This is a genomic window from Pseudomonas gorinensis (assembly GCF_042015035.1).
In the GTDB taxonomy this organism is placed as follows: domain Bacteria; phylum Pseudomonadota; class Gammaproteobacteria; order Pseudomonadales; family Pseudomonadaceae; genus Aquipseudomonas; species Aquipseudomonas gorinensis.
Genome location: NZ_CP167125.1, coordinates 1,966,525 through 1,989,939 on the forward strand (window position 1 = coordinate 1,966,525; position 23,415 = coordinate 1,989,939).

The window sequence follows — 23,415 nt, forward strand, 5'->3', positions numbered from 1 at the left end:
CACATTTGAAGGTTTAGGTCTTTTGCGGCTGACGGTTCCAATGCCTGAACAACGGTTCCGCCAAAAACAGCACAAACAACAACCGCATCACCTGCATGGCCGTCACCAACGGCACCGACAGTTGCAGGGTCTCGGCCGTAAGGCTCATTTCGGCAATCCCGCCGGGCATCATGCCCAGGGTCAGCGAGCGCAGGTCCAGCTGGGTGAGGGCGCTCAAACCCAGCGCCGCCAATGTCGCCAGCGCCATGGTCAGGGCCGTGCCGATCAAGGTGCGGCCCATGAATGAGGGGGCGCTGCGAAAGAACTGCCGATTGAAGTGGCAGCCCAACCCGCTGCCAATCAGCCATTGGCCGATCTGGCTGCCGCCGTCGGGCAAGCCGATATGCAGGTCCCACACCACACTGGCCGTCGCACTCACCAGCAACGGGCCGAACAGCCATGGGTTGGGCTGGTGTAGACGTTGCCAGCCCCACGCCACCAGTGCGCCGATGGGGAACAACAACGCCAGCCATGCCCAGCTCACGGGCGCCGGATGAAACTGCGGTGCGCCGCCGTCGAGCAGATACTTGAAGATCGCCGGCACACACAGCACCACCACCAGCACGCGCAAACTCTGCCCCGCCGCGACCCGGCTGAGCACCGCGCCATTGCGCGCGCCGAGGTTGACCATTTCACCGGAACCGCCCGGCATGCTGGAGAAAAACGCGGTGGCGCGGTCTTCACCGCTGCGGCGCATCAACCACACGCTGACCACGCTCGACAGGCTGGTGACCAACGCGCCGAAGAAGATCAGGCCGAAGTGGCTCATCACCTGTTCGATCACCAGTGGGGTGAAGTGCAGGCCGATGCCGATACCCACCACCCATTGGCCGCATTTGCGCCCGCCGGGAATCTCCGCCAACTGCCACGGCGTCAGGCAACGCACCAGGATAATCGCCAGCAGCGAGCCGACCATATACGGCAAAGGCCAGCCCACCAGGCTGGCCAGGTAACCGCCGGCCAAGCCGACCAGCGGTGTTCCCCACCATTGCTTGAAGGTGACCTCAGACATCGGCCACGGTACGACGCTGTTGCGCCCGTTTGCGCCAGATACGCAGCAGCGGCATGAACAGCATGATGGCGGTCAGTATCCACACGCCAAAGGTGATCGGGCTCGACCAGAGGATCTCCAGCGCGCCGTTGGAGATCGACAGCGCACGGCGCAGGTTCTGCTCCATCAGGCCGCCAAGGATAAAACCGAGCAGTACCGGCGACAGCGGGAAGTCCAGCTTGCGCAGGATGTAGCCGAAGATGCCGATACCGACCATCAGGAACAGGTCGAAGGTGGTGGCGTGCACCGCGTACACCCCGATCGCGGTGATGATGGCAATCACTGGCACCAGCGCCCAGTTCGGCACGGCGAGGATACGTGTGAAGATGCGGATCATCGGGATGTTGAGGATCACCAGCATGATGTTGGCGATGAACAGCGAAGCGATCAGGCCCCAGACGATGTCTGGTTGCTGTTGGAACAACAGTGGGCCTGGGGTGATGTTGTACAGCGACAGCGCGCCGATCATCACCGCCGTGGTGCCCGAGCCGGGAACGCCGAGGGTCAGCATCGGCACCAGGGCACCGCAGGCGGACGCACCGATGGCGGTTTCCGGCGCTGCCAGGCCGCGCATGTCACCCTGGCCGAACTTGCCACTGGCACCGGCCAGGCGTTTTTCGGTCATGTAGGCCACGGCCGAGGCCAAGGTGGCACCGGCACCCGGCAGTACACCCATGATGAAGCCCAGCAGGCCGCAACGAATGTTCACTACGAACACCGAACCCGCTTCCTTCAGGTTGAACATCATCCGTCCGGTGGCTTTGACTGCTTCCTGGCCACGGTGGGTTTTTTCCAGCAGCAACAGGATCTCGCTGATGGAGAACAAGCCGAGTACCAACACCACGAACTGGATGCCGTCGGTGAGGTGGATGTTATCCCCGGTAAATCGGTACACGCCGCTGTTGGCGTCGATGCCCACCGCTGACAGGAACAGGCCGATCAGTGCCGCGACAAACGTCTTCAGCGGCTTGTCGCCGGCCATGCCGCCGAGGCAGACAATCGCGAACACCATCAGCACGAAATATTCCGCCGGGCCGAAGGCAATCGCCCACTTGGCCAGCAGCGGCGCAAACAGCACCATGCCGCAGGTGGCGATGAACGCGCCGATGAACGAACTCCACGCCGACAACGACAGGGCGACGCCGGCCAGGCCTTTGCGGGCCATCGGGTAGCCGTCGAGGGTGGTCATCACGGTGGAGGCTTCGCCTGGGATGTTGAGCAGGATCGAGCTGATACGGCCGCCGTATTCACAGCCCAGGTACACGGCTGCCAGCAGGATCAACGCCGATTCCGGCGGCAGGCCCAGGGCAAATGCGATGGGGATCAACAGCGCCACGCCGTTGATCGGGCCCAGGCCCGGCAGCAGGCCGACCACGGTGCCGATCAAGGTGCCACACAACGCGGTCACCAGGTTGTAGGGGGACAGCGCAACGCCGAAGCCCTGGCCCAAATAGCCAAAAGTATCCATATCAGTTCTCCAGAACGTCGAGCAGGCCGAGGGGCAGCGGAACATCCATGGCTTTATCGAACAGCAGATAAAGACCGATGGCCATCAGGCTGACGATCACCATGCTGGGCACCCAGCGGCCGCCATACAGGCGCGCCATCGGAATGCCGATCAGCATGCTGCTGAGGATGAAACCCAGCGATTCGAAGGTGGTGGCAAACACGATCAACAGTGTCACGCACACACCGATCTTGATCAGGGTTGCGCGGTCCAGCGCCGGTTCTTCCTCGGTGTGCTTGGTTGGCTGCGGGCGGAACAGCATGTAGATCAGCGCCAGGCTCATCAGCCCGAGCATCAGCAGCGGGTAGGCCCGAGGTCCCACGGGCTCGTAGGAAAAAGACGCCTGATACGGCCAGGCCATCAAGGCCAGCGCGGCGCATGCCACGAGCAGCATGGCGGCGAAAATGCGTTGTAAGAGCATTGGAAACTCCTTGGAGACTCTTGTCGGCGCGAGCTTGCTCACGAAGAACGCAAGGACGCCGCGTGTATCCAGGTAGCACGCGTCATCGTTGAAGTTTTTCGCGAGCAAGCCCGCTCCCACAGAGGGGCGATTACTGGATCAGGCCGAACTCTTTGGCCAGCACTTTGTAGTCAGCCACCTGTTTCTTCACGTAGGTGTCCAGTTCCGGGCCGGTCATGGCGAACGGGAACAGTTCGCGCTGGTCACGCAGCTTGGCAAAGTCGTCGGAGGCCAGCAGTTTGTCGAACGCGTCTTTCCACCAGGCATAGTCCGCATCGCTGACCTTTGGCCCGAGGTAGAAGCCACGCACCACTGGCCAGACGATGTCGTAGCCTTGCTCTTTGGCGGTCGGAATATTCTTCATTTCCGGCTCGTCCAGGCGCTCTTCGGAGAATACCGCCAGCAGGCGCATGTCACCGCTGAGGATATGCGGCATGGAGTCGGAGATGTCGGTGCTGCCCACCTGGATATGCCCACCGAGCAGGGCCGTGGCGATTTCGCCGCCGCCTTCGAGCGCCACGTAGCGCAGCTCGCGCGGGTTGATCCCGGCCGCCTTGGCGATCAGCGCGGTTTGCATCCAGTCCTGGCTGCCGACGGTGCCGCCGGAGCCGATGACCACGCTGCCTGGATCTTTCTTCAGGGCCTTTACCAGATCATCGAGGGTCTTGTAGGGCGAATCGGCTTTTACCGCGATGGCGCCGTAGCTGGTGCCGACTGCCGCCAGCCAACGTACGGCGCTCTCGTCGAAACGCCCGAACTTGCCCTGCGCCAGGTTCAACAGCGAACCGCTGGACCAGGCCACCAAGGTGCCGCCATCCGCCGGGCGCTGGGCGACCACCGCGTTGTAGGCCACCGCGCCCACGCCTCCGGGCATGTAGGTCACGCGCATCGGCTTGCTCAGCAGCTTTTCGTTGACCAGCGCGCTTTGCGCCAGTTTGCAGGTCAGGTCAAAACCGCCGCCGGGGGAAGCCGGGGCGATGCATTCCGGGCGCTTGGGTTCGTCAGCGGCCAGCAGTTGGCCAGCGAACAGCATGCAGCCGGCGGCGAGGGCAAATTTACGCAGTGAAGGGGTCATGGTTATCTCCGTCGTTGTTGTTATGAGTGGCTTACCAGGCACTACTTACCAAAGCGCGACGCTGTAGCTGACCAGCAGGCGCATTTCATCCGCATCACGGGCTGAATAGTTGGAGCGATAAGTCGCGTTGCGCAGGCGCACGGCCACATCCTTGAACGTGCCGCTTTGCACCACGTACTTGATCTCGCTGTTGCGTTCCCACTCCTTGCCGGTATCGCCGTTCTTGAGCTTGATGTTGTCACCCGAGAGGTAACGGCTCATGAAACTCAGGCCGGGAATGCCCAGCTTGGCGAAGTCATAGTCGTAGCGTGCCTGCCAGGAGCGCTCTTCAGCGCCGGCAAAGTCGTTGATCTGCACGAAGTTGACCAGGTACGGGTCGCTGCCATCCACATAGGGAAACGCGCTGTCGCCGGACATGTGCTGGTAGCCGGCGCTGAGCTTATGGCCATTGAGGGCATAGCTGAACAGGCCGTTGAGGGAGGTGTTGTCGATCTTGCCGCCACGCGCGCTGCCGGTGTCATCGCTGACGGCCAGGCGCAGGTCGGCGCCGAAGGTGCCGGGGCCCATCGGGCGCGCGGCAACCAGGCCGAGGAAGTGCTGGCGGTACACATCGTCGAGCTGGGCAAAGTGGTAGCTGCCGGTGATCTTGTCAGCGAACTTGTAGTCCACGCCGCCGAAGTTGAAGTGCTTGCCGGTGGCGCCGCTGAGGAAGCGGCTGTTCTTGTTGTTGAGGGCGATGTCCTCGTAGTTGGTATCGTCGCGGTCCTTGGCTTTGTCCAGGCGGCCGCCGGTGAAGACCAGGTTCTTGAATTCCTTGGAAGTGACCAGGCCACCGTTGAAGGTCTGCGGCAGGATGCGGCCGTCGTTGGGCTTGAGGATCGGCAGCTCGGGCATCAGTGCACCGATCTTCAGCTCGGTGGCGGAGATCTTCATTTTCCCGGTCAGGCCCAGCTTGGCGTACTCGTTGGCGGCGCGGCCGTCGTCGTGGGTGGGCAACAGGCCGGTGCCGGTGCGGTCGGGGCTGGAGTCGAGCTTGACCCCGAGCATGCCCAGCGCATCTACGCCAAAGCCCACGGTGCCGTCGGTGTAGCCCGATTGCAGGTTGAGCATGAAGCCCTGGGCCCATTCGTCGCGCTTGGATTGCTGGGCGCTGGTGCCGTCGCGAAAGTCACGGTTGAAGTACATGTTACGGGTTTCCAGGGTCGCGCTGCTGTCTTCGAAGAAGGCAGCCTGGCTAAGCGGCGAAAAGCCGGCAAAGGCAGCGGCACTGGCAAGGGCGGTGTGGGTCAGGCGGGAAAAACGTACAGGCGGGAAAGCCTGGGGCTGTGTCGACAGCATCGTTGTGCACTCCGTTATTGTTCTTATTTTGGCGAAAACGCTTCGAGGCGTTTTTCGGTCGCTACGGATCAGGTAGCGCGGCAGGCATGACCTACCGTGGCTGGATGCTAAAGGGCGAAGCTTTCACTAACCTTTCAGTTGGCTTTCAATGTTTTCGGGCTTCACAGGCCAGGCCGCGCCTGTAAACTGCCCCGCAAAGCGTGGCGCCGACCACCCCCGAACGAGGTAGAAATCCATGCGTGTCCTCCTGGTTGAAGACCATCTGCAACTGGCCGAAAGTGTCGCCCAAGCGCTCAAGAGCACGGGGTTGACTGTCGATGTGCTGCACGATGGGGTGGCTGCGGACCTGGCCTTGAGCAGTGAGGAATACGCAGTGGCCATCCTTGATGTCGGCCTTCCGCGCATGGACGGTTTTGAGGTGCTGGCGCGCTTGCGGGCGCGTGGGAAAAATCTGCCGGTGTTGATGCTGACTGCGCGCAGTGACGTGAAGGACCGCGTGCATGGCCTGAACCTGGGGGCCGATGATTATCTGGCCAAGCCATTTGAGCTGACGGAGCTGGAAGCGCGGGTCAAGGCGTTGTTGCGGCGCAGCGTCCTGGGCGGCGAGCGTCAGCAAACCTGCGGTGTGCTGGTCTATGACCTCGACACCCGCCGCTTCACGGTAGGCGGCGAGCTGATGACGTTGACCTCCCGCGAGCAAGCGGTGCTTGAAGCGCTGATCGCGCGGCCCGGCCGAGTCATGAGCAAGGAACAACTGGCCTCCCAGGTTTTTGGCCTCGACGAAGAGGCCAGCCCCGATGCCATCGAAATCTACGTACACCGCCTGCGCAAGAAACTCGATGGCCAACCCATCGCCATCGTGACCTTCCGTGGCTTGGGCTACCTGCTGGAAGCCCGCGATGCATAAGCCCAGCAGCCTGCGCTGGCGGTTGCTGTGGAACCTGGCACTGCTCATGGTGCTGTTGATGCTCGCCAGCGGCATGAGTGCCTACTGGAACGGTCGCGAAGCCGCCGACACCGCCTATGACCGCACGCTGCTGGCCTCGGCACGCACCATTGCCGCCGGCTTGACCCAGGTGGATGGCACCCTCAGCGCCAATGTGCCGTATGTGGCCCTGGACACCTTTGCCTACGACAGCGCCGGTCGCATCTATTACCAGGTCAATGACATCGACCAGAAGCTGATCTCCGGTTATGAAAACCTCCCCGGCCCGCCACCCGGCACGCCGCGTACCGACGATTACCCGGCGTTGGCGCGCTTCTATAACGCCACGTACCAGGGCCAGCCCGTGCGTGTGGTCAGCCTGCTCAAGGCTGTCTCCGAGCCGAACATGAACGGCATGGCGGAAATTCGCGTGGCCGAGACCGATGAAGCCCGGGTCAGCATGGCCCGCAGCCTGATGGCCGACACCTTGCTGCGCCTGGGCATGCTCGGCATTGGCGCGTTGCTACTGGTGTGGTTTGCCGTGAGTGCGGCGCTGCGCCCGTTGGAGCGCCTGCGTACGGCCGTGGAAGAGCGCCAGCCCGATGATTTGCGGCCGTTACCGTTGGTGGAAGTGCAGCTTGAGTTTGGCCCGCTGGTGCGCTCGCTCAACCATTTCACCGAACGCTTGCGCGGGCAGTTCGAGCGCCAGGCGCAGTTTATTGCCGACGCCGCCCATGAACTGCGGACCCCTTTGGCGGCGCTCAAGGCCCGCCTTGAACTGGGCCTGCGCAGCGACGCCCCTGCGACCTGGCGTAGCACTCTGGAAAGCGCGGCCCAAGGCACCGACCGCCTGACCCATCTGGCCAATCAATTGCTGTCGTTGGCCCGTATTGAAAACGGCGCGCGGGCGATTGCCGAAGGCGGCGCGCAGTTGCTGGACCTCAGCCAATTGGCCCGTGAACTGGGTATGGCGATGGCGCCGTTGGCCCATGCGCGTGGGGTTGCATTGGCCTTGGAGGCGGATGAGCCGGTGTGGCTGCGCGGTGAACCGACGTTGCTCAATGAGCTGCTCAGCAACCTGGTGGATAACGCCCTGGCCCATACGCCTCCCGGCGGTAATGTGATCCTGCGGGTCACGGCGCCGGCGGTACTGGAAGTGGAAGACGATGGCCCTGGCATCCCGCTGGATGAACGGGATCGGGTGTTCGAACGCTTCTATCGACGTAGCCAACAGGGCATGGGGTCCGGCCTGGGGCTGGCGATTGTCGGCGAGATCTGTCGGGCGCACCTGGCGCAGATCAGCTTGCACGACGGGGAGCAGGCAGGGTTGAAGGTGCGGGTGAGTTTTATCGCCGGTTGATCAATCAAACATCGAGCGCGCTTCATCGAGCTCGGCGCGCAAGGCATCGCTGTAAGGATCGACTTGCAGCTTTTTCATCGCCGGTACGCTGGAGATGGGAACGTCGGCCAGGGGATGATCGGTACCGCGATAGCAGTACAGCACCGCGACTTGGACGATGTCGACGTAATCGAGGTGGGCAGAGTCGCGCTCCAGGTCCAGGTATTGGCCGGGCAGTTTTGCCAGCATCTCCGGGAAGTCCCACCGACCGAGGAGTTTGTCCCCCAGTTGCGGGTGGATGCTGTCAATCACGTGGTTAAGGCTGACCGGGTCTGAGAGCAGCTCGTAGTGGTCTTCGGCGTAGGTCAGGATCGGCAGCACGCCGATCTGGTGGACCAGGCCACCCAAGGCCGCCTGGTCTGGCTTGAGCTGGCTGTGGTTGCGGCACAAGGCATAGCTGACACCGGCCACTTCCAGGCTGCGGCGCCATACGTCGCGCATTTTCTGTTCAACCACATCGGAGCGGGCGTGGAAGATCTGTTCCATCACCAGGCCGATAGCCAGGTTGCTGCTGTAGTTGGTGCCCAGCAGAGTGATGGCTGTGTGAAGGTCGGTCACTTCCTGGGTCGCGCGCAGCAGCGGGCTGTTGACCACTTTGATCAGGCGTGCCGACAGCGCGGTGTCGCGACCGATCACCTTGCTCAAATGGCTGATGCTGATTTCCGGGTCTTCAGCGGCCTGACGAATGTTCAGGGCCACTTCCGGTAATGTCGGCAGAACCAGGTCATCGTTGTCGATGGCCTTCACCAAAGCCTGTTGGACTTTTTCCTCCAGCTTGTTCATTCATGCTCTCTAGGGTGTTGCAAAAGGGTACGGCGATCAGCGCTGGATCTCTCGATCCCGGTCGAGTAGGTAAGGCAGATCAAGCAGTTGCAAACCGGGGCCTTCCAGTGTGCCTACATGAACATCGCCACTCTCGGCTGCTTCGGCTTGCAACACGGCCAGAAGTTCAATCCCCTGGTGTGCTTTTGCCGCGATTACCACTTCGCCGATCGCACTGGTGTGGCTGGGGGCAAACAGTGGAGTGCCTGGCTCGGGCAGTTCAGCGGCATCCAGGCTCAGGCGGTACAGGCGGCGCTTGAGCTTGCCCAGGTACTGCATGCGCGCGACGATTTCCTGGCCGGTGTAGCAGCCTTTCTTGAAGCTGACGCCGCCAACGGCTTGCAGATTGAGCATCTGTGGAATGAACAGTTCGCGGGTTTGCGCCATCACCTGGCCGATACCGGCGCGGACCTGGCCCAGCAGCCATTCATTCAAGGCTGATTCTTTCAATTGAGCGCTCAATTGGCTGCGCACGGCTTCTGCCTGCTCGGCAGGTACCCAGAGCTCAGCGCGGCCGGGGGAGACGCGAATGGCGATCAGCGCTTCGGTACGCGCCACGCTATCGGTCTCGGTGGGCAGCACCAGGCCCAGGCTGGCGAGGGCCGCGTCTGCATCCGACAGGCCGAACCGTACCCAGGCGGCACTTTCGTCGGTGAGCTTGGATTTTGAGAACACCGCGTACTTTTTCAAGTCCGCCAGTTGCGGCTCCAACAGCTCGGTCGCCATGGCCAGCAACACCCCGTCACCTTGCAACAGGATGCGGAAGCTCGACTGCATGCGCCCTTTTTGGGTGCAGCGCGCGCCGAGGCTGGCCTGGGTATCGCTCAGGTAATTGAGGTTGCAGGTCAGTTGTCCCTGCAAGAACTTGGCAGCGTCGGAGCCGCGGACGGCGAGAACGCCTTCGTGGGACTGGGGGCAGAAAAAAGCAGAGTCAGCCATGGGTCATCGCAGGTCAAAAAGTCATGGGTGCATCATAGAGGGGCGCCCGGCAAATGGATAGTTTCTGTAAGGGCGACCAAAGCCGACTGTTCCGGTGCCGTCGGGCCTGTATACTTGCGCTCTATTTGAGGAGCGCTCCATGGTCGAAGATGTAGAACTCAATCGCCTCTACTGGCACAGCCGCCGCGGCATGCTTGAACTGGACGTGTTGCTGGTGCCATTCGTCAAAGAGGTTTACGCCACTCTCAACGAGGCGGATCGCGCCTGTTACGTGCGGCTGCTGGAATGCGAAGACCAGGACATGTTCGGCTGGTTCATGGAGCGCGCAGAGTCCGAAGACCCGGAACTGCAACGCATGGTTCGGATGATCCTGGACCGTGTCCAGCCCAAGTAATCGCTTTGAATGCCGCTGGCAGGCCTCACGGCTGATGCTGGCGGTGTATCTCCTGGCCCAGCTGTTCGCGTTGGGTGCCTTGCTCGTTATCGACCTACCGTTCTCCAGCCTGGCTGGCTTGCTGTGCCTGGCGCATGGGGCTTGGGTTGTGCCGCGCCATATCCTGCTGACACACCGCTCGTCGATTCGTGGCCTGCGCCGCGACGAAGACGGCTGGCAGTTGTGGAGCGCGGCGCGAGGCTGGCACAGCGTGCAGTTGCGCCCGGACAGCCTGGCCTTACCGCTGATCGTGGTGTTGCGCTATCGCGTGCAGGGGGAGTGGCGAGTCCGTTCGACCTGCGTGCCGAGGGATTCGCAGGGCGCCGATGTGCACCGGCGCCTGCGCGTTCGCTTGAAATTCAGCCGCCGTAGGTGGTTGGCACCAGGATAGTGTCGCGGGCCTCGGGCAGCATCTGTGGGTAGTCGAGGGTGTAGTGCAGACCCCGGCTTTCCTTGCGTTCCATGGCCGAGCGGATCATCAGTTCCGCAACCTGGGCCAGGTTGCGCAATTCGATCAGGTCACGGCTGACCTTATAGTTGCTGTAGAACTCATCGATCTCATCCAGCAGCAGGCGCACCCGGTGTTGAGCCCTTTGCAGGCGCTTGTTGGTGCGCACGATCCCCACGTAGTCCCACATGAAGCGCCGCAGCTCGTCCCAGTTGTGGGCGATGATCACGTCTTCATCCGAATCGGTAACCTGGCTGGCGTCCCAGCGGGGCAGGGCGGCAGGCACAGGAATGCGCGGCAGTTGGTCCAGGATGTCCGCCGCGGCCGAGCGTGCGTAGACGAAGCATTCGAGCAGCGAGTTGCTGGCCATGCGGTTGGCGCCGTGCAGGCCGGTGAAGCTGGTTTCGCCGATCGCGTACAAGCCAGGTACGTCGGTGCGGCCATGTTGGTCGACCACCACGCCGCCGCAGGTGTAGTGCGCGGCCGGCACTACCGGGATCGGGCCCTTGGTGATGTCGATGTTGAAGGCCAGGCAGCGCTCGTAGACCGTTGGGAAGTGGGTCTTGATGAAGGCTTCGGGCTTGTGGCTGATATCGAGATAGACGCAGTCGATGCCCAGGCGCTTCATTTCATGGTCGATGGCGCGGGCGACGATATCCCGCGGCGCCAGCTCGGCGCGCGGGTCAAAGCGTTGCATGAAGCGCTCGCCATTCGGCAGTTTCAGGTGGGCGCCTTCGCCGCGCAGAGCCTCGGTGATCAGGAAACTCTTGGCCTGCGGGTGATACAGGCAGGTGGGGTGGAACTGGTTGAATTCCAGGTTGGCCACCCGGCAGCCTGAGCGCCAGGCCATGGCAATGCCATCGCCGCAGGCCCCGTCGGGGTTGCTGGTATAGAGGTATACCTTGGCCGCGCCACCCGAGGCGAGGATGGTGAAACGCGCGCCGTAGGTATCGACTTCGCCGCTGGTGCGGTTGAGTACGTAGGCGCCGAGGCAGCGTTCGCCTTCCAGGCCCAGGCGTTTTTCGGTGATCAGGTCGACGGCGACGCGTTGCTCGAGCAATTCGATGTTGGGGCGTTGGCGGGCCTGGTCGAGCAGGGTCTTGAAGATTGCAGCGCCGGTGGCATCGGCCGCATGAATGATGCGTCGATGGCTGTGGCCGCCTTCGCGGGTCAGGTGGAATTCGAAACCACCGTCGTCGCTCCCCGCGTGTTCATCGCGGGTGAATGGCACGCCCTGGTCGATCAGCCATTGGATCGCTTCGCGGCTGTGCTCGACGGTGAACCGCACCGCGTCTTCGTTGCACAAGCCGGCGCCCGCGTTGAGGGTGTCTTCGACGTGGGATTGCACTGTGTCGGTGTCGTCCAATACCGCGGCGACACCGCCCTGGGCCCAGAATGTCGAGCCGTTGGCCAGGTCGCCTTTGCTCAGTACGGCAATGCGCAGGTGGCTGGGGAGGGTCAGTGCAAGGCTCAGGCCGGCCGCGCCGCTACCGATCACCAGGACATCGTGTTGAAACTGTTGGCTCATTGGAAGGATTCCGCAAAAAGCGATCCGAAGGATTGGCGCAAACAGGACGCCTGGATCGGCGAATCAAAGGGGCACACGGGCCACTAGTATATAGAGGGGGGGAGCGGCACAATAGTCGGGCATTCGTGGCAATGTGAGATTACGGTGCACGGCCAGGGTAAAATCGGCCAGTTATTGAAACGGGAACTTTTTGCATAAGCCCCGACTCAATAGCAGGTTGCCCGGAAGCTGGGAAAACGTTGAGTTTATTGGCCCGTCGGGAGCATTGGACGCGTCAGAAAACCGACGACAAGATTATTCGCGCAGTCGGCGTTGCCCGTACTGCGTTTTTCGTGTGTGCCAAATCAGTGCATGCCGGAAACTTGCTTGGAGGGGGAGAACTTTTGCGAAAAGTCCTAGTCTATGTTTGCAAGCCTGATCGTTTAGTTATGCAAGCCTCCTTCAAGTACAACGAGGAGTGTTCATGCTAACCCAGGAAGAGGATCAGCAGCTGGTCGAGCGCGTTCAACGCGGCGACAAGCGAGCTTTTGATCTGCTAGTGCTGAAATACCAGCACAAAATTCTCGGGTTGATCGTGCGGTTTGTGCACGACACCCATGAAGCGCAGGACGTTGCACAGGAAGCCTTTATCAAGGCATACCGTGCACTGGGCAATTTTCGCGGTGATAGTGCGTTTTACACGTGGCTATATCGCATCGCCATCAACACGGCGAAGAACTATCTGGTGTCTCGCGGACGCCGCCCACCGGATAGTGATGTAAGTTCAGAAGATGCAGAATTTTACGATGGTGATCACGGCCTCAAAGATCTCGAGTCGCCGGAGCGTGCATTGCTGCGCGACGAGATCGAAGGAACCGTTCATCGCACAATTCAGCAACTGCCAGAAGATTTGCGTACGGCGTTAACTTTACGTGAATTCGATGGTCTGAGTTACGAAGACATTGCGAGCGTCATGCAGTGTCCGGTGGGGACTGTAAGGTCACGGATTTTCCGGGCCCGGGAAGCCATCGATAAAGCCTTGCAACCGTTGTTGCAGGAAAACTAAAGACAGCGGCGACAGCCAAGAGAGGAACCGCCATGAGTCGTGATGCCCTGCAGGAATCGCTGTCCGCAGTGATGGATAACGAAGCGGATGAACTGGAACTTCGTCGAGTGCTCAACGCATTTGATGATGCCGAAACCCGTGACACCTGGTCTCGTTACCAAGTTGCTCGGGCGGTGATGCACAAGGATCTCCTAATCCCTCGTCTGGATATTGCTGCGGCCGTTTCTGCTGCACTGGCTGATGAAGCCGTTCCGGCAAAAGCTGCACGTGGACCGTGGCGTAGCCTGGGTCGTCTGGCAGTGGCTGCTTCGGTGACTGTTGCCGTATTGGCCGGTGTTCGCCTGTACAACCAGGACGAGATCGCCGGTGCCGAACTGGCCCAGCAGACCCAGCAGCCGGTCATGGCCGGTCCGCAAGTCAAGGGCCCGGCTGTACTGGCCGGCTACAAGGAAAGCTCCGAAACCACTGGCCCAATGGCCAATGGCGTTCTTCAAGGGCAATCCGGCTGGCAGGACCAGCGTCTTCCAGGCTACCTGCGCCAACACGCCCAGGAATCGGCCTTGAAAGGCACTGAAAGCGCTTTGCCATACGCTCGCGCAGCAAGCCTGGAAAACCGCTGAACCGTTAAGGAGCCCTATGCGCGCCATACCGCTCCTTACGCTTTTGCTTAGTGGCTGGTTTGCACTCCCCGCCCACGCCGATGAAGCCCAAGACTGGCTGACTCGACTTGGGCGTGCAGAGCAGCAGCAAAGCTTTCAAGGGACGTTCGTCTACGAGCGTAACGGCAGTTTCTCTACCCATGACATCTGGCATCGTGTCCAGGATGGCCAAGTCCGTGAGCGGCTTTTGCAGCTTGACGGTTCGGCTCAGGAAGTCGTGCGCGTAGATGGCCGGACACAGTGCGTCAGTGGCACATTGGTCGCAGGTCTTGGTAATTCGCGTGACGCGCCTTCGCGTACGCTTGATCCGCAAAAACTCACTCAATTCTACGAACTGGCCGTTATCGGCAAATCTCGCGTGGCCGGTCGTAATGCAGTGATTGTGTCGATCACCCCGCGCGACCAATACCGTTATGGGTTCGAGTTGCATCTGGACCGTGAGACTGCCTTGCCGCTCAAGTCCCTGCTGCTCAATGACCAGGGCCAATTACTCGAGCGCTTCCAGTTCACGCGACTGAACACTGCGGTCCTGCCAGATGACCGTGACTTGCAGCCCAGCAGCGAATGCACGCCTATTGCAGTCGTCAACAGCAAGGCGCCTGAAGTCGAGGCCACGGAGGCCTGGCACCTTGAATGGCTGCCTCCCGGATTTCAGTTGACCAGTCGCAGTACCCGTAAAGACACCCAGACCAAAGCAACCGTCGATAGCCTGATGTACGAAGATGGGCTGGCGCGTTTTTCGGTGTTTCTTGAGCCGATCAGCGACGTAAGCGTGTCGGAAACTCGTACACAGCTAGGCCCTACGGTTGCTGTGTCTCGCCGCCTGAACACGGTGGAGGGAGAAATGATGGTGACGGTCGTCGGCGAAATCCCGATTGGCACTGCCGAGCGCATCGCGCTGTCGGTACGCGGTGATAAAAAGCCAGTGACCAAGCCGTGAGTCGTTAATCTTATGTTCATCCTGACCTTTCACTCTAAGTCCCTGCCAGGTTGGTTGCCGAGAGACATGAAATGTCCGGATCAGCATTTTCACTTGCAAAAATCCCTCATGTTTTTTATAGGTCAGGGCATGTCGGCTCTGGCCTTGTTTTGTTCGCGGAACAAAGATGTCGGTCGCAGTTTCCGGCGTTTTTTGAACCCTGTCGCTCAACCCTGCTCGTCGTAACGGGAGCTGTATGTCGATACCACGTTTGAAGTCTTACCTATCCATAGTCGCCACGGTATTGGTGCTGGGTCAGGCCGTGTCCGCGCAAGCGGTCGAGCTGCCTGACTTCACTCAACTGGTTGAGCAAGCCTCGCCTGCCGTGGTGAATATCAGTACCACGCAGAAATTGCCGGATCGCAAAGTCTCGAACCAGCAGATGCCCGACCTGGAGGGGTTGCCGCCGATGCTGCGCGAGTTCTTCGAGCGTGGCATGCCACCGCAACAGCGATCCCCCCGTGGCGGCGGTCAGCGTGAAGCGCAATCCCTGGGCTCTGGCTTCATCATTTCGCCGGATGGCTACATCCTCACCAACAACCATGTGATTGCCGACGCTGACGAGATTCTGGTGCGCCTGGCCGACCGCAGTGAGTTGAAAGCCAAGCTGGTCGGCACCGATCCTCGTTCCGACGTGGCCTTGCTGAAAATCGATGGCAAGGACCTGCCGGTGCTGAAACTGGGCAAGTCCCAGGACCTGAAGGCAGGGCAATGGGTAGTGGCAATCGGTTCGCCGTTTGGCTTTGACCATACGGTGACCCAAGGTATTGTCAGCGCCATCGGTCGCAGCCTGCCGAACGAAAACTATGTACCGTTCATCCAGACCGACGTGCCGATCAACCCGGGCAACTCCGGTGGTCCACTGTTCAACCTGAACGGTGAAGTGGTGGGGATCAACTCGCAGATCTACACCCGTTCCGGTGGGTTCATGGGCGTGTCGTTCGCCATCCCGATCGACGTGGCCATGGATGTTTCCAACCAGCTGAAAAGCGGTGGCAAGGTCAGCCGTGGCTGGTTGGGCGTAGTGATTCAGGAAGTGAACAAAGACCTGGCTGAATCCTTCGGCCTCGACAAACCGGCGGGTGCCCTGGTCGCGCAGATCCAGGACGACGGCCCTGCTGCCAAAGGCGGCCTGCAAGTGGGCGACGTGATCCTGAGCATGAATGGCCAGCCGATCATCATGTCGGCAGACCTGCCGCACCTGGTGGGCGCACTCAAGGCAGGTAGCAAGGCCAAGCTGGAAGTGATCCGTGAAGGCAAGCGCCAGAACGTTGAACTGACCGTTGGCGCGATCCCTGAAGAAGGCGCGACCCTCGACGCCCTGGGTAACACCAAGCCGGGCGCCGAACGCAGCAGCAATCGCCTGGGTATTGCCGTGGCCGAGCTGACCGATGAGCAGAAAAAGACCTTCGACCTGAAAAGCGGCGTGGTGATCAAGGAAGTCCAGGACGGCCCTGCGGCGTTGATTGGCCTGCAGCCAGGTGACGTGATTACTCACCTGAACAATCAGGCGATCGACAACACCAAGCAGTTCACCGACATCGCCAAGGCGCTGCCGAAGAACCGTACGGTATCGATGCGGGTATTGCGTCAGGGCCGTGCCAGCTTCATTACCTTCAAGCTGGCTGAGTAACACAGCCCAATAAAAAAGCCCCGCCTTCGTTCAGCGAAGACGGGGCTTTTTTGTGGGCGATGGGTTTAACTCATCATCCCTTTGACCAGGCGTTCCTGCTCGATCAGCTCGCGCTGGCGTGCATCGATGCGGGATGACAGGGGGAAGTTGTTGCCGGCGCGGCGCTTGGCAAAGTCCAGCTGCTGGATCGCCTGCTGGAAATCGCCCACCAGTGCAAAGTACTCGGCGCGAGCCTGATGCAGGCCGATGATGTTGCCGGACAAGCCGCGCGTCTCCGCGACCTGATACCACACGTCCGGATCGTCCGGGCGGGACTTGAGCAAGCCGTCCAGGGCTTTTTCTGCATCGGCGGTGCGGTTCTGCTTGAGCAGCAAGTCAACCCGCACCTGGTTCAGCGGATAGTTGCCGGGGTACTGGGTAAGCATCCGGTCGGTCCGTTGCTGGGCATCCGGCAAGTGATTGCTGGTGATGTCCAGCTCGATTTGCGCAAGGTTGTAGGTGATATCGTTGGGGGCCTTGGCCAGCAAAGGGGCCAGGTTTTCCCGGGCTTGCTTGAGCTGGGTGCCCTTGATCTGGGCAATGGCCAGGCCATAGCGCGCCACATCGTTCTTCGGGTTCTCGTCCAACTGTGCCTGAAAGCGCTTGGCGGCCAGCCCAGGCGTGTCTTCGTATTGCAACTGCACCCGTGCGCGAATCAACTGATAGCGCAGACTGTCTTCCTTGCCACCGGGCTTGGCTTGCTCCGCGCGGTTGCGGGTGTCGGCGATCCGCGATTCGGTTACCGGGTGAGTCAGCAGGAATTCAGGGGGCTTGGCGTCGAAGCGGTATTGGCGCATCAGGCGCTCGAACATGGTCGGCATGGAGCGCGGGTCATAACCGGCTTTTTCCAGGTTGAGGATGCCGATACGGTCGGCCTCTTGCTCATTCTGGCGAGAGAACCTTCGTTGTTCCTGGATCGCGGCGGCCTGGGTGCCGGCGATCGCGGCAATACCGGCATCGCCGGCACCTGCGGCGGCAGCAATGATGCCGCCAAGCAGGGCGGCCATCATCGGGATCTGCATGCGTTGCTGTGCTTCCACGCCTCGGGCGAAATGGCGTTGCGACAAGTGAGCCAATTCGTGAGCCAGCACTGAAGCGTACTCACCTTCGGTCTGCGCATTCAGGAACAGGCCGCCGTTGACCCCCACAATGCCGCCAGGTGCGGCAAAGGCGTTGAGCTGCGGGCTGTCGATCAGGATGAACTCCAGGCGCCGGTCATTGACCTGGCTGGTCTCCACCAGCTTGTACACGCTGGTTTCGACGTAATCCTTGAGCTGCGGATCGTTAAGCTGTGAGACCTGGCCGCGCAGGTAAGCCAGCCAGGCACGACCCAGTTGGTATTCCTGTTGTGGCGAGACAATGGCAGAGCTGGCGTCGCCAAGTGACGGCAGGTCGTCAGCGAAGCCTGGAGAGGCCAGCAGGCAAGCCAGCGTCAGCAGGGTGGGGCGCAAGAAAGTCATGCACAGAGCCTTTGGACAAAGAGCTTACTGTAGCCGGACACTGAGCTTCGGACCAGATATTCTAAGCACCCCGAACGCTGCCCGGAGTAAAACCATGACCGACGCTGTAGCCTTTGATGCCGAACTCGATGCCAGCGGCCTCAATTGCCCGTTGCCCTTGCTCAAGGCCAAGTTGGAACTCAATCGTTTGGCCAGTGGCGCAATACTCAAGGTGATCGCCACGGACGCAGGCTCCCAGCGTGACTTTCGCACCTTTGCCAAACTGGCAGGCCACACGTTGTTGCATGAAGAAGATGCAGCCGGCGTCTACTGTTACTGGTTGCGCAAGGCCTGAGCCGTTTGCCCCCCATTGTCTGAGGTTGATTGATGTTCAAGGTGTTACGAGACTGGATTCAGCGTTACTTTTCCGATGAAGAAGCCGTGGTGCTGGCGGTCCTGCTCTTCCTCGCGTTCACCGCCGTACTCACCTTGGGCGGCATGCTCGCGCCGGTGCTGGCGGGGATGGTGCTGGCCTACCTGATGCAAGGCCTGGTTACCACCCTGGAGCGTCTGCGCTTGCCGGGCGCGGCGGCGGTGGGCTTGGTGTTTGCCTTGTTCATGGGGTTGCTGCTGGTCTTTATCGTGATCGTGGTACCGCTGTTGTGGCACCAATTGATCACCCTGTTCAACGAGCTGCCGGGCATGCTCGCCAAATGGCAGTCACTGTTGCTGCTGTTGCCGGAGCGCTATCCGCACCTGGTATCGGACGAGCAGGTGCTACAGGCCATCGAAGTGGCCCGTGGCGAGATCGGAAAATTCGGCCAATGGGCGCTTACTTTTTCCCTGTCCAGCCTGCCGCTGCTGGTCAATATCATGATCTACCTGGTGCTGGTGCCGATCCTGGTGTTCTTCTTCCTTAAAGACCGCGCAATGATCGGTCGCTGGGTCAGTGGCTACCTGCCGCGCGAGCGGGCGCTGATTACCCGGGTGGCTGAGGAGATGAACCGGCAGATTGCCAACTACATTCGGGGCAAGGTCATTGAGATCATTATCTGTGGGGGCGTGACCTACATCGCCTTTATCGCCCTGGACTTGAACTACGCAGCGCTGTTGGCCTTGCTGGTCGGCATTTCCGTGGTGGTACCGTATGTCGGCGCCGTGGTGGTGACGGTACCGGTCACATTGATCGCCCTGTTCCAGTGGGGGTGGAGCGACCAGTTCATCTACCTGATGGCGGTGTACGGGATTATCCAGACCCTGGACGGCAACGTGCTGGTGCCGCTGCTGTTCTCCGAAGCCGTCAACCTGCACCCGGTGGCAATCATCTGCGCGGTATTGTTGTTCGGCGGGTTGTGGGGATTCTGGGGGGTGTTCTTTGCGATTCCCCTGGCAACGCTGTTCAAGGCGGTGTTGGACGCGTGGCCGCGGCAGGAGCCGGTGGTGGCGCCTTTGTTATAGCGGCAGGGCGAATTGTGACGAGGGCGCTTGCTGCCTTTTTATCGGAGCTGCTTCGCAGCCCAGCGGGAGCAAGCGCCCTCGTTACAGTGGCTCGCACTGCTGATCAGGCCTTGTTCAAAGCCTGCGCCGCCGCCAACACGGCGTCCACATGCCCCGGCACTTTCACGCCACGCCATTCCTGACGCAGCACTCCTTCGCTATCGATCAGGAACGTGCTGCGATCCACACCCAGGTATTCCTTGCCGTATAGCTTCTTCAGCTTGATGACATCGAACAGTTGGCAAACCGCCTCGTCCTTGTCGCTGATCAGCTCAAAGGGGAATGCCTGCTTGCCCTTGAAGTTCTCGTGGGACTTCACGCTGTCGCGCGACACGCCAAACACCTCGGTGTTGGCGGCCTTGAACGCTGCGTACTGGTCACGGAAACCCTGGCCTTCAGTGGTGCAGCCCGGGGTGCTGTCCTTCGGGTAGAAGTAGATCACCACTTGCTTGCCCTTGAGGGCTTTGATGCTGAAGGTCTGGCCGCTGGTGGCCGGGGCTTCGAAATCGGCTACGGGTTTGTCGATGACTACCGCCATGGAGGGTTCCTTACATTGGGTTCTGTGGGCGCCAAGGCTCGATCAGCGCGTCAAGGTTCAAGGCATCGGCGAAGTCCAGGAACTGGTCGCGCAACCAGCTGATCTGCACGCCGGCCGGCAAGGTCACGGTGAAGGTGGCATTGAGCATGGTGCCGCCGGTTTGCGGGGCCTGGTACGTGTCGCAGGTCAGGTTCTCCAGTTCGACGTTATGGTCGATAAAGAACTGGCACAGCTCATTGACGATGTCCGAGCGATAGGCCGAGCTGACATACGCGACATAAGGCAGGGCCTGGGGACGGTTCTCCAGGGCGGCGCTGCGCACCACGTTGACGGTGAAGTCGTGCTTCTTGGCCAGGCCCGGCAGGCCAGTCTCAAGGCGCGCCAGGGCGTCCCAGGTGCCGGAGATCTGCAACACCAGCGCACTGCACTCGCCATGGCGGGTCAGGCGCGAGGTCACGACGGCGCAGCGGTTTTCATGGCTGGCGCGGCACAGGACGTTGGTCAGCTCCATGGGGTTGGCGCCGAGGGCACTGATAACAAGGAATTGTTCGCGAACTGTGGGGGTGGACATGCAGCCTTCCTAAAACGATGAGCGGTCGATACGGTGAGGGCTGTATCGATCAAAGCATGAAGGGTAGCGAAAAGCGTCGCCAAGGGATAGGAGGTGGCGTTTTCATTGCGTGATCGGCGGGTTTTTACCCCACCGCGACCCCCACTTTCGCGCAATGATGGCATTGCCCGTCGTTTAGTTGATCCAGAACGCATCCTCAGGCGGTACTTCGCTTGTACAAGCATCTTGGCGCCAGTACCATTACGGCTCTCTTTTTCCGGCAGGAGCGGTTGCATGATTGCGGGCAGTATGGTGGCACTGGTCACACCCATGGATGCACAAGGTCATCTCGACTGGGACAGCCTTGGCAAACTGGTGGACTTCCACCTGCAAGAAGGCACCAACGCCATCGTGGCGGTCGGCACCACGGGTGAATCGGCCACCCTCGATGTGGAAGAACACATCCAGGTGATCGAATTCGTGGTCAAGCGTGTCGCGGGCCGTATCGCCGTGATCGCCGGTACGGGCGCCAATTCGACGCGTGAAGCCATCGAGCTGACCAGGAACGCCAAGAAAGCCGGCGCAGATGCCTGCCTGCTGGTGACCCCGTACTACAACAGGCCGACCCAGGAAGGCCTGTACCAGCACTTCCGTACCATTGCCGAAGCCGTCGATATTCCGCAGATCCTCTACAACGTACCGGGCCGCACCGCGTGCGACATGAAGGCTGAGACCGTGATCCGCCTGTCCACCGTGCCGAACATCATCGGCATCAAGGAAGCCACCGGCGACCTGCAACGTGCCAAGGACATCCTGGCCGGCGTGCGCAGCGACTTCCTGGTGTATTCCGGTGACGACGCCACGGCAGTCGAGCTGATCCTGCTGGGCGGCAAGGGCAACATTTCCGTGACCGCCAACGTGGCCCCCCGCGCCATGAGCGACATGTGCGCAGCCGCCCTTGCTGGCGATGCCGTGACTGCCCGTGCGATCCACGAGAAGCTGATGCCACTCAACAAGACACTGTTTATCGAATCCAACCCTATTCCCGTGAAATGGGCGCTGTTCGAGATGGGCATGATGCCGGACGGTATCCGTCTGCCGCTCACCCGTCTCAGCGAAGCCTTTCACGAACCGCTGCGACAGGCCCTGCGCCAGTCCGGCGTCCTGGTTTAATTGAGGAAGCACTACGCATGAAGCGATTGGCCGGACTTTCCGCACTTGCCTTGATTATCTCCAGCACCAGTGGCTGCGGTTGGATCTGGGGCCCGGAAGGCTACTTCCGTGACCGCGGCAGCGATTACCTGGAAGCACAAGCAACCAAACCGATGCAATTGCCACCGGACGTCAATGTTGCCAAGCGCCTTGACCCGTTGCTGCCGATCCCGCGTAACGTGGCCGACGACACCACCAAGGGTGAGTACGTAGTGCCACGTCCACAGCCGATCTCGGCCGTGGCGGATGCCAGCGACTACAGCTTGCAGAAGAGCGGTGACTCGCGTTGGATCGTGGCGCAGCGCCCACCTGCCGAAGTCTGGCCGGTGGCCGTGCAGTTCTTCCAGGACAACGGTTTCCGCATCGACGAGCAGCGCCCGCAGACCGGTGAGTTCACCACCGCATGGCAGCAAGGCAGCGAGCTGTCCGCCAACATGGCCAAGCGCCTGCAGGCCGGTGGCGTCGCGGCTGACAGCGAAGCCCGTGTGCGTGTGCGCATCGAGCCTGGCGTACAGCGCAATACCAGTGAAGTCTATGTGGTCAGCGCCGAGCGTCCTGCCGGCAGCACGTCCAACGTCGAGTTCACCAACCGCTCGGTCAACACCGGCGTCGATGCCGCCTTGGTCGACGAGATGCTGGCCAGCATGAGCCGTATTTCCGAGAAGGGCGGTTCCGTTTCCCTGCTCGCGGCACGTGATTACGACACCCCTAGCCGCGTCAGTCTCACCGAGGACGGTAGCGGCAACGTGGTGCTGAACCTGGGTGAAGACCTGGACCGTGCCTGGGCCAGTGTGGGTCGTGCTTTGGAACAAGGCCCTTGGCGCGTTGAAGACATCAACCGCAGCCTCGGCCTGTACTACATCAACGTGGCTGAAAAAGCCGAGAAGAAAGACGACGAGCCTGGTTTCTTCGGCAAGTTGTTCGGCAGCAAGCCGACCAAGGAAGAGATCGAAACCCGCGCCGAGCGTTATCAGGTTCGCCTGAGCAAGGTTGGCGAAACCGTACAAGTCACCGTCGAGAAAAACATCAACACTGTTGCGCCCGCTGAAACAGCGCGCAAAGTGTTGGGCGTGATTCAAGACAACCTGGGCTGATCCGGTGCGTTTTGCCGTTCTCGGCAGCGGTAGCCAAGGGAACGGTACGCTGGTCGCCCACGACGACACGTACGTGCTGGTTGATTGTGGTTTCTCCTTGCGGGAAACCGAGCGGCGCCTGCTGCGCCTGGGGGTTCACCCCTCGCAGCTGAGCGCGATCCTGGTGACCCACGAACATGCCGACCACGTGCATGGCGTGGGTTTGCTGTCTCGGCGCTACAATCTTCCGGTGTACCTCAGTCGCGGTACGTTGCGCGGGATGCGCAAACCCGTTGAACCCGCAGGTTTCCTGGCGGGTGGCGAGCAACTGCAGATTGGCGCGTTGAGCATCAATGTGATTGCCGTGGCGCACGACGCCCAGGAACCTACGCAGTATGTATTCAGTGATGGGGAGCGGCGCTTCGGCGTGCTCACCGACCTGGGCTCCTACTGTGCCAAGGTGCTGGACGGTTACCGGAACCTCGATGCCTTGATGATCGAGTCCAACCACTGCCGAGACCTGCTGGCTCGCGGTCACTACCCGTACTTTCTCAAGCAGCGGGTGGGGGGCGAACTGGGACATTTGAACAACCACCAGGCGGCGTACCTGGTGTACGAGTTGGGCTGGCAAGACCTGCAACACCTGGTCCTGGCCCACTTGAGCAGCAAGAACAACCTGCCGACGCTTGCCCGGCAATGTTTTGTCGACACCCTTGGGTGCGACCCGGACTGGCTGCAACTGGCCGATCAAGATTCAGGGCTCGACTGGCGACACATCGCCTAGCCC

General features: G+C 61.0%; 24 protein-coding genes. 13 read left to right on the plus strand and 11 right to left on the minus strand.

Features of this window, described 5'->3' with window-relative positions; all coding sequences use genetic code 11:
• Window positions 1–13 precede the first annotated feature (13 nt).
• From AB7933_RS08945 to AB7933_RS08965, 5 genes are all read right to left on the minus strand, one after another.
• Entirely contained in the window at window positions 14–1,051 is a 1,038-nt protein-coding gene (locus AB7933_RS08945) for an AbrB family transcriptional regulator (RefSeq protein WP_024073980.1), read from the minus strand.
• The gene (locus AB7933_RS08950; RefSeq protein ID WP_024073981.1) at window positions 1,044–2,558 is read right to left on the minus strand and encodes a tripartite tricarboxylate transporter permease; all 1,515 of its coding nucleotides are present in this window, start codon (window positions 2,556–2,558) and stop codon (window positions 1,044–1,046) included. Before AB7933_RS08950 ends, AB7933_RS08945 begins: the two co-directional genes overlap by 8 nt.
• Before the next feature lies 1 nt (window position 2,559).
• Window positions 2,560–3,018, minus strand: a complete 459-nt coding sequence (locus tag AB7933_RS08955; RefSeq protein WP_024073982.1) for a tripartite tricarboxylate transporter TctB family protein — start codon at window positions 3,016–3,018, stop codon at window positions 2,560–2,562.
• A gap of 130 nt (window positions 3,019–3,148) precedes the next feature.
• Window positions 3,149–4,132 (minus strand): Bug family tripartite tricarboxylate transporter substrate binding protein, encoded by a 984-nt coding sequence (locus AB7933_RS08960; RefSeq protein WP_024073983.1) that lies wholly within the window; start codon window positions 4,130–4,132, stop codon window positions 3,149–3,151.
• Between the two features lie 45 nt (window positions 4,133–4,177).
• Complete coding sequence (locus tag AB7933_RS08965; protein WP_024073984.1) at window positions 4,178–5,470, minus strand: OprD family porin; 1,293 nt, start codon at window positions 5,468–5,470, stop codon at window positions 4,178–4,180.
• Window positions 5,471–5,705: 235 nt separating this feature from the next.
• On the opposite strand from AB7933_RS08965, the gene AB7933_RS08970 reads away from it, so the two are divergent.
• Window positions 5,706–6,377, plus strand: a complete 672-nt coding sequence (locus AB7933_RS08970) for a response regulator (protein WP_024073986.1) — start codon at window positions 5,706–5,708, stop codon at window positions 6,375–6,377.
• Window positions 6,370–7,755: a sensor histidine kinase gene (locus AB7933_RS08975; protein WP_024073987.1), complete on the plus strand. Its 1,386-nt coding sequence runs from the start codon at window positions 6,370–6,372 to the stop codon at window positions 7,753–7,755. The genes AB7933_RS08970 and AB7933_RS08975 overlap by 8 nt, the downstream gene beginning before the upstream one ends.
• On the opposite strand, the gene AB7933_RS08980 is transcribed toward AB7933_RS08975, so the two are convergent.
• Together AB7933_RS08980 and AB7933_RS08985 are read right to left on the minus strand one after the other, a co-directional pair.
• Complete coding sequence (locus tag AB7933_RS08980) at window positions 7,756–8,577, minus strand: HDOD domain-containing protein (protein ID WP_305453145.1); 822 nt, start codon at window positions 8,575–8,577, stop codon at window positions 7,756–7,758. It lies immediately after the preceding gene.
• A 36-nt stretch (window positions 8,578–8,613) separates the two neighbouring features.
• On the minus strand, window positions 8,614–9,555 hold the full coding sequence (locus AB7933_RS08985) for a YgfZ/GcvT domain-containing protein (RefSeq protein WP_024073989.1): 942 nt from the start codon (window positions 9,553–9,555) through the stop codon (window positions 8,614–8,616).
• Between the two features lie 139 nt (window positions 9,556–9,694).
• On the opposite strand from AB7933_RS08985, the gene AB7933_RS08990 reads away from it, so the two are divergent.
• Window positions 9,695–9,949 (plus strand): succinate dehydrogenase assembly factor 2, encoded by a 255-nt coding sequence (locus tag AB7933_RS08990; protein ID WP_024073990.1) that lies wholly within the window; start codon window positions 9,695–9,697, stop codon window positions 9,947–9,949.
• Entirely contained in the window at window positions 9,933–10,379 is a 447-nt protein-coding gene (locus AB7933_RS08995; RefSeq protein ID WP_024073991.1) for a protein YgfX, read from the plus strand. Before AB7933_RS08990 ends, AB7933_RS08995 begins: the two co-directional genes overlap by 17 nt.
• On the opposite strand, the gene nadB is transcribed toward AB7933_RS08995, so the two are convergent.
• Entirely contained in the window at window positions 10,348–11,964 is a 1,617-nt protein-coding gene (gene nadB / locus AB7933_RS09000) for an L-aspartate oxidase (RefSeq protein WP_024073992.1), read from the minus strand. The two genes, AB7933_RS08995 and nadB, sit on opposite strands and share 32 nt — an antisense overlap.
• 463 nt (window positions 11,965–12,427) lie before the next feature.
• On the opposite strand from nadB, the gene rpoE reads away from it, so the two are divergent.
• The 4 genes from rpoE (at window position 12,428) to AB7933_RS09020 (ending at window position 16,280) form a co-directional block, all read left to right on the plus strand.
• Window positions 12,428–13,009 (plus strand): RNA polymerase sigma factor RpoE, encoded by a 582-nt coding sequence (gene rpoE, locus AB7933_RS09005; protein ID WP_003172477.1) that lies wholly within the window; start codon window positions 12,428–12,430, stop codon window positions 13,007–13,009.
• A gap of 32 nt (window positions 13,010–13,041) precedes the next feature.
• Window positions 13,042–13,629 carry a sigma-E factor negative regulatory protein gene (locus AB7933_RS09010; protein ID WP_024073993.1) on the plus strand — a complete coding sequence of 196 codons (588 nt, stop codon included), beginning with the start codon at window positions 13,042–13,044 and terminating at the stop codon, window positions 13,627–13,629.
• A gap of 16 nt (window positions 13,630–13,645) precedes the next feature.
• Window positions 13,646–14,608: a MucB/RseB C-terminal domain-containing protein gene (locus tag AB7933_RS09015; protein ID WP_024073994.1), complete on the plus strand. Its 963-nt coding sequence runs from the start codon at window positions 13,646–13,648 to the stop codon at window positions 14,606–14,608.
• Between the two features lie 235 nt (window positions 14,609–14,843).
• Complete coding sequence (locus tag AB7933_RS09020; RefSeq protein ID WP_024073995.1) at window positions 14,844–16,280, plus strand: DegQ family serine endoprotease; 1,437 nt, start codon at window positions 14,844–14,846, stop codon at window positions 16,278–16,280.
• A 65-nt stretch (window positions 16,281–16,345) separates the two neighbouring features.
• Here AB7933_RS09020 and AB7933_RS09025 read toward each other — a convergent pair whose 3' ends face one another.
• On the minus strand, window positions 16,346–17,779 hold the full coding sequence (locus tag AB7933_RS09025) for a M48 family metalloprotease (RefSeq protein WP_024073996.1): 1,434 nt from the start codon (window positions 17,777–17,779) through the stop codon (window positions 16,346–16,348).
• A 94-nt stretch (window positions 17,780–17,873) separates the two neighbouring features.
• Between AB7933_RS09025 and AB7933_RS09030 the strand changes: the two genes are divergently transcribed.
• The gene (locus tag AB7933_RS09030) at window positions 17,874–18,113 is read left to right on the plus strand and encodes a sulfurtransferase TusA family protein (RefSeq protein ID WP_024073997.1); all 240 of its coding nucleotides are present in this window, start codon (window positions 17,874–17,876) and stop codon (window positions 18,111–18,113) included.
• A gap of 32 nt (window positions 18,114–18,145) precedes the next feature.
• Window positions 18,146–19,216: an AI-2E family transporter gene (locus tag AB7933_RS09035; RefSeq protein ID WP_024073998.1), complete on the plus strand. Its 1,071-nt coding sequence runs from the start codon at window positions 18,146–18,148 to the stop codon at window positions 19,214–19,216.
• Between the two features lie 103 nt (window positions 19,217–19,319).
• On the opposite strand, the gene AB7933_RS09040 is transcribed toward AB7933_RS09035, so the two are convergent.
• Together AB7933_RS09040 and AB7933_RS09045 are read right to left on the minus strand one after the other, a co-directional pair.
• Window positions 19,320–19,793, minus strand: a complete 474-nt coding sequence (locus tag AB7933_RS09040; RefSeq protein WP_024073999.1) for a peroxiredoxin — start codon at window positions 19,791–19,793, stop codon at window positions 19,320–19,322.
• Between the two features lie 10 nt (window positions 19,794–19,803).
• A complete protein-coding gene (locus AB7933_RS09045) occupies window positions 19,804–20,364 on the minus strand; it encodes a glycine cleavage system protein R (protein WP_003172487.1) in 561 nt (186 codons plus the stop codon).
• A 273-nt stretch (window positions 20,365–20,637) separates the two neighbouring features.
• Between AB7933_RS09045 and dapA the strand changes: the two genes are divergently transcribed.
• Genes dapA through AB7933_RS09060 form a run of 3 tightly spaced genes read left to right on the plus strand, consistent with a single transcriptional unit; the run spans window position 20,638 to window position 23,412 of the window.
• The gene (gene dapA / locus AB7933_RS09050) at window positions 20,638–21,516 is read left to right on the plus strand and encodes a 4-hydroxy-tetrahydrodipicolinate synthase (protein WP_024074000.1); all 879 of its coding nucleotides are present in this window, start codon (window positions 20,638–20,640) and stop codon (window positions 21,514–21,516) included.
• 17 nt (window positions 21,517–21,533) lie between these two features.
• The gene (gene bamC / locus AB7933_RS09055; protein WP_024074001.1) at window positions 21,534–22,649 is read left to right on the plus strand and encodes an outer membrane protein assembly factor BamC; all 1,116 of its coding nucleotides are present in this window, start codon (window positions 21,534–21,536) and stop codon (window positions 22,647–22,649) included.
• 4 nt (window positions 22,650–22,653) lie between these two features.
• Window positions 22,654–23,412: an MBL fold metallo-hydrolase gene (locus AB7933_RS09060; RefSeq protein WP_024074002.1), complete on the plus strand. Its 759-nt coding sequence runs from the start codon at window positions 22,654–22,656 to the stop codon at window positions 23,410–23,412.
• The last annotated feature ends 3 nt before the right edge of the window (window positions 23,413–23,415 follow it).

Excerpts from the sequence above, each read along its gene's own strand:
- bamC (WP_024074001.1), top strand. The coding sequence starts at position 21,534 with ATGAAGCGATTGGCCGGACTTTCCGCACTTGCCTTGATTATCTCCAGC.
- nadB (WP_024073992.1), bottom strand. The coding sequence starts at position 11,964 with ATGAGCCAACAGTTTCAACACGATGTCCTGGTGATCGGTAGCGGCGCG.
- AB7933_RS08980 (WP_305453145.1), bottom strand. The coding sequence starts at position 8,577 with ATGAACAAGCTGGAGGAAAAAGTCCAACAGGCTTTGGTGAAGGCCATC.
- AB7933_RS08945 (WP_024073980.1), bottom strand. The coding sequence starts at position 1,051 with ATGTCTGAGGTCACCTTCAAGCAATGGTGGGGAACACCGCTGGTCGGC.
- AB7933_RS09015 (WP_024073994.1), top strand. The coding sequence starts at position 13,646 with ATGCGCGCCATACCGCTCCTTACGCTTTTGCTTAGTGGCTGGTTTGCA.
- AB7933_RS09010 (WP_024073993.1), top strand. The coding sequence starts at position 13,042 with ATGAGTCGTGATGCCCTGCAGGAATCGCTGTCCGCAGTGATGGATAAC.
- dapA (WP_024074000.1), top strand. The coding sequence starts at position 20,638 with ATGATTGCGGGCAGTATGGTGGCACTGGTCACACCCATGGATGCACAA.
- AB7933_RS08965 (WP_024073984.1), bottom strand. The coding sequence starts at position 5,470 with ATGCTGTCGACACAGCCCCAGGCTTTCCCGCCTGTACGTTTTTCCCGC.
- AB7933_RS08970 (WP_024073986.1), top strand. The coding sequence starts at position 5,706 with ATGCGTGTCCTCCTGGTTGAAGACCATCTGCAACTGGCCGAAAGTGTC.
- AB7933_RS08950 (WP_024073981.1), bottom strand. The coding sequence starts at position 2,558 with ATGGATACTTTTGGCTATTTGGGCCAGGGCTTCGGCGTTGCGCTGTCC.
- AB7933_RS08955 (WP_024073982.1), bottom strand. The coding sequence starts at position 3,018 with ATGCTCTTACAACGCATTTTCGCCGCCATGCTGCTCGTGGCATGCGCC.
- AB7933_RS09020 (WP_024073995.1), top strand. The coding sequence starts at position 14,844 with ATGTCGATACCACGTTTGAAGTCTTACCTATCCATAGTCGCCACGGTA.
- AB7933_RS09045 (WP_003172487.1), bottom strand. The coding sequence starts at position 20,364 with ATGTCCACCCCCACAGTTCGCGAACAATTCCTTGTTATCAGTGCCCTC.
- rpoE (WP_003172477.1), top strand. The coding sequence starts at position 12,428 with ATGCTAACCCAGGAAGAGGATCAGCAGCTGGTCGAGCGCGTTCAACGC.
- AB7933_RS08960 (WP_024073983.1), bottom strand. The coding sequence starts at position 4,132 with ATGACCCCTTCACTGCGTAAATTTGCCCTCGCCGCCGGCTGCATGCTG.
- AB7933_RS08975 (WP_024073987.1), top strand. The coding sequence starts at position 6,370 with ATGCATAAGCCCAGCAGCCTGCGCTGGCGGTTGCTGTGGAACCTGGCA.
- AB7933_RS09025 (WP_024073996.1), bottom strand. The coding sequence starts at position 17,779 with ATGACTTTCTTGCGCCCCACCCTGCTGACGCTGGCTTGCCTGCTGGCC.
- AB7933_RS09030 (WP_024073997.1), top strand. The coding sequence starts at position 17,874 with ATGACCGACGCTGTAGCCTTTGATGCCGAACTCGATGCCAGCGGCCTC.
- AB7933_RS08990 (WP_024073990.1), top strand. The coding sequence starts at position 9,695 with ATGGTCGAAGATGTAGAACTCAATCGCCTCTACTGGCACAGCCGCCGC.
- AB7933_RS08985 (WP_024073989.1), bottom strand. The coding sequence starts at position 9,555 with ATGGCTGACTCTGCTTTTTTCTGCCCCCAGTCCCACGAAGGCGTTCTC.
- AB7933_RS09035 (WP_024073998.1), top strand. The coding sequence starts at position 18,146 with ATGTTCAAGGTGTTACGAGACTGGATTCAGCGTTACTTTTCCGATGAA.
- AB7933_RS09040 (WP_024073999.1), bottom strand. The coding sequence starts at position 19,793 with ATGGCGGTAGTCATCGACAAACCCGTAGCCGATTTCGAAGCCCCGGCC.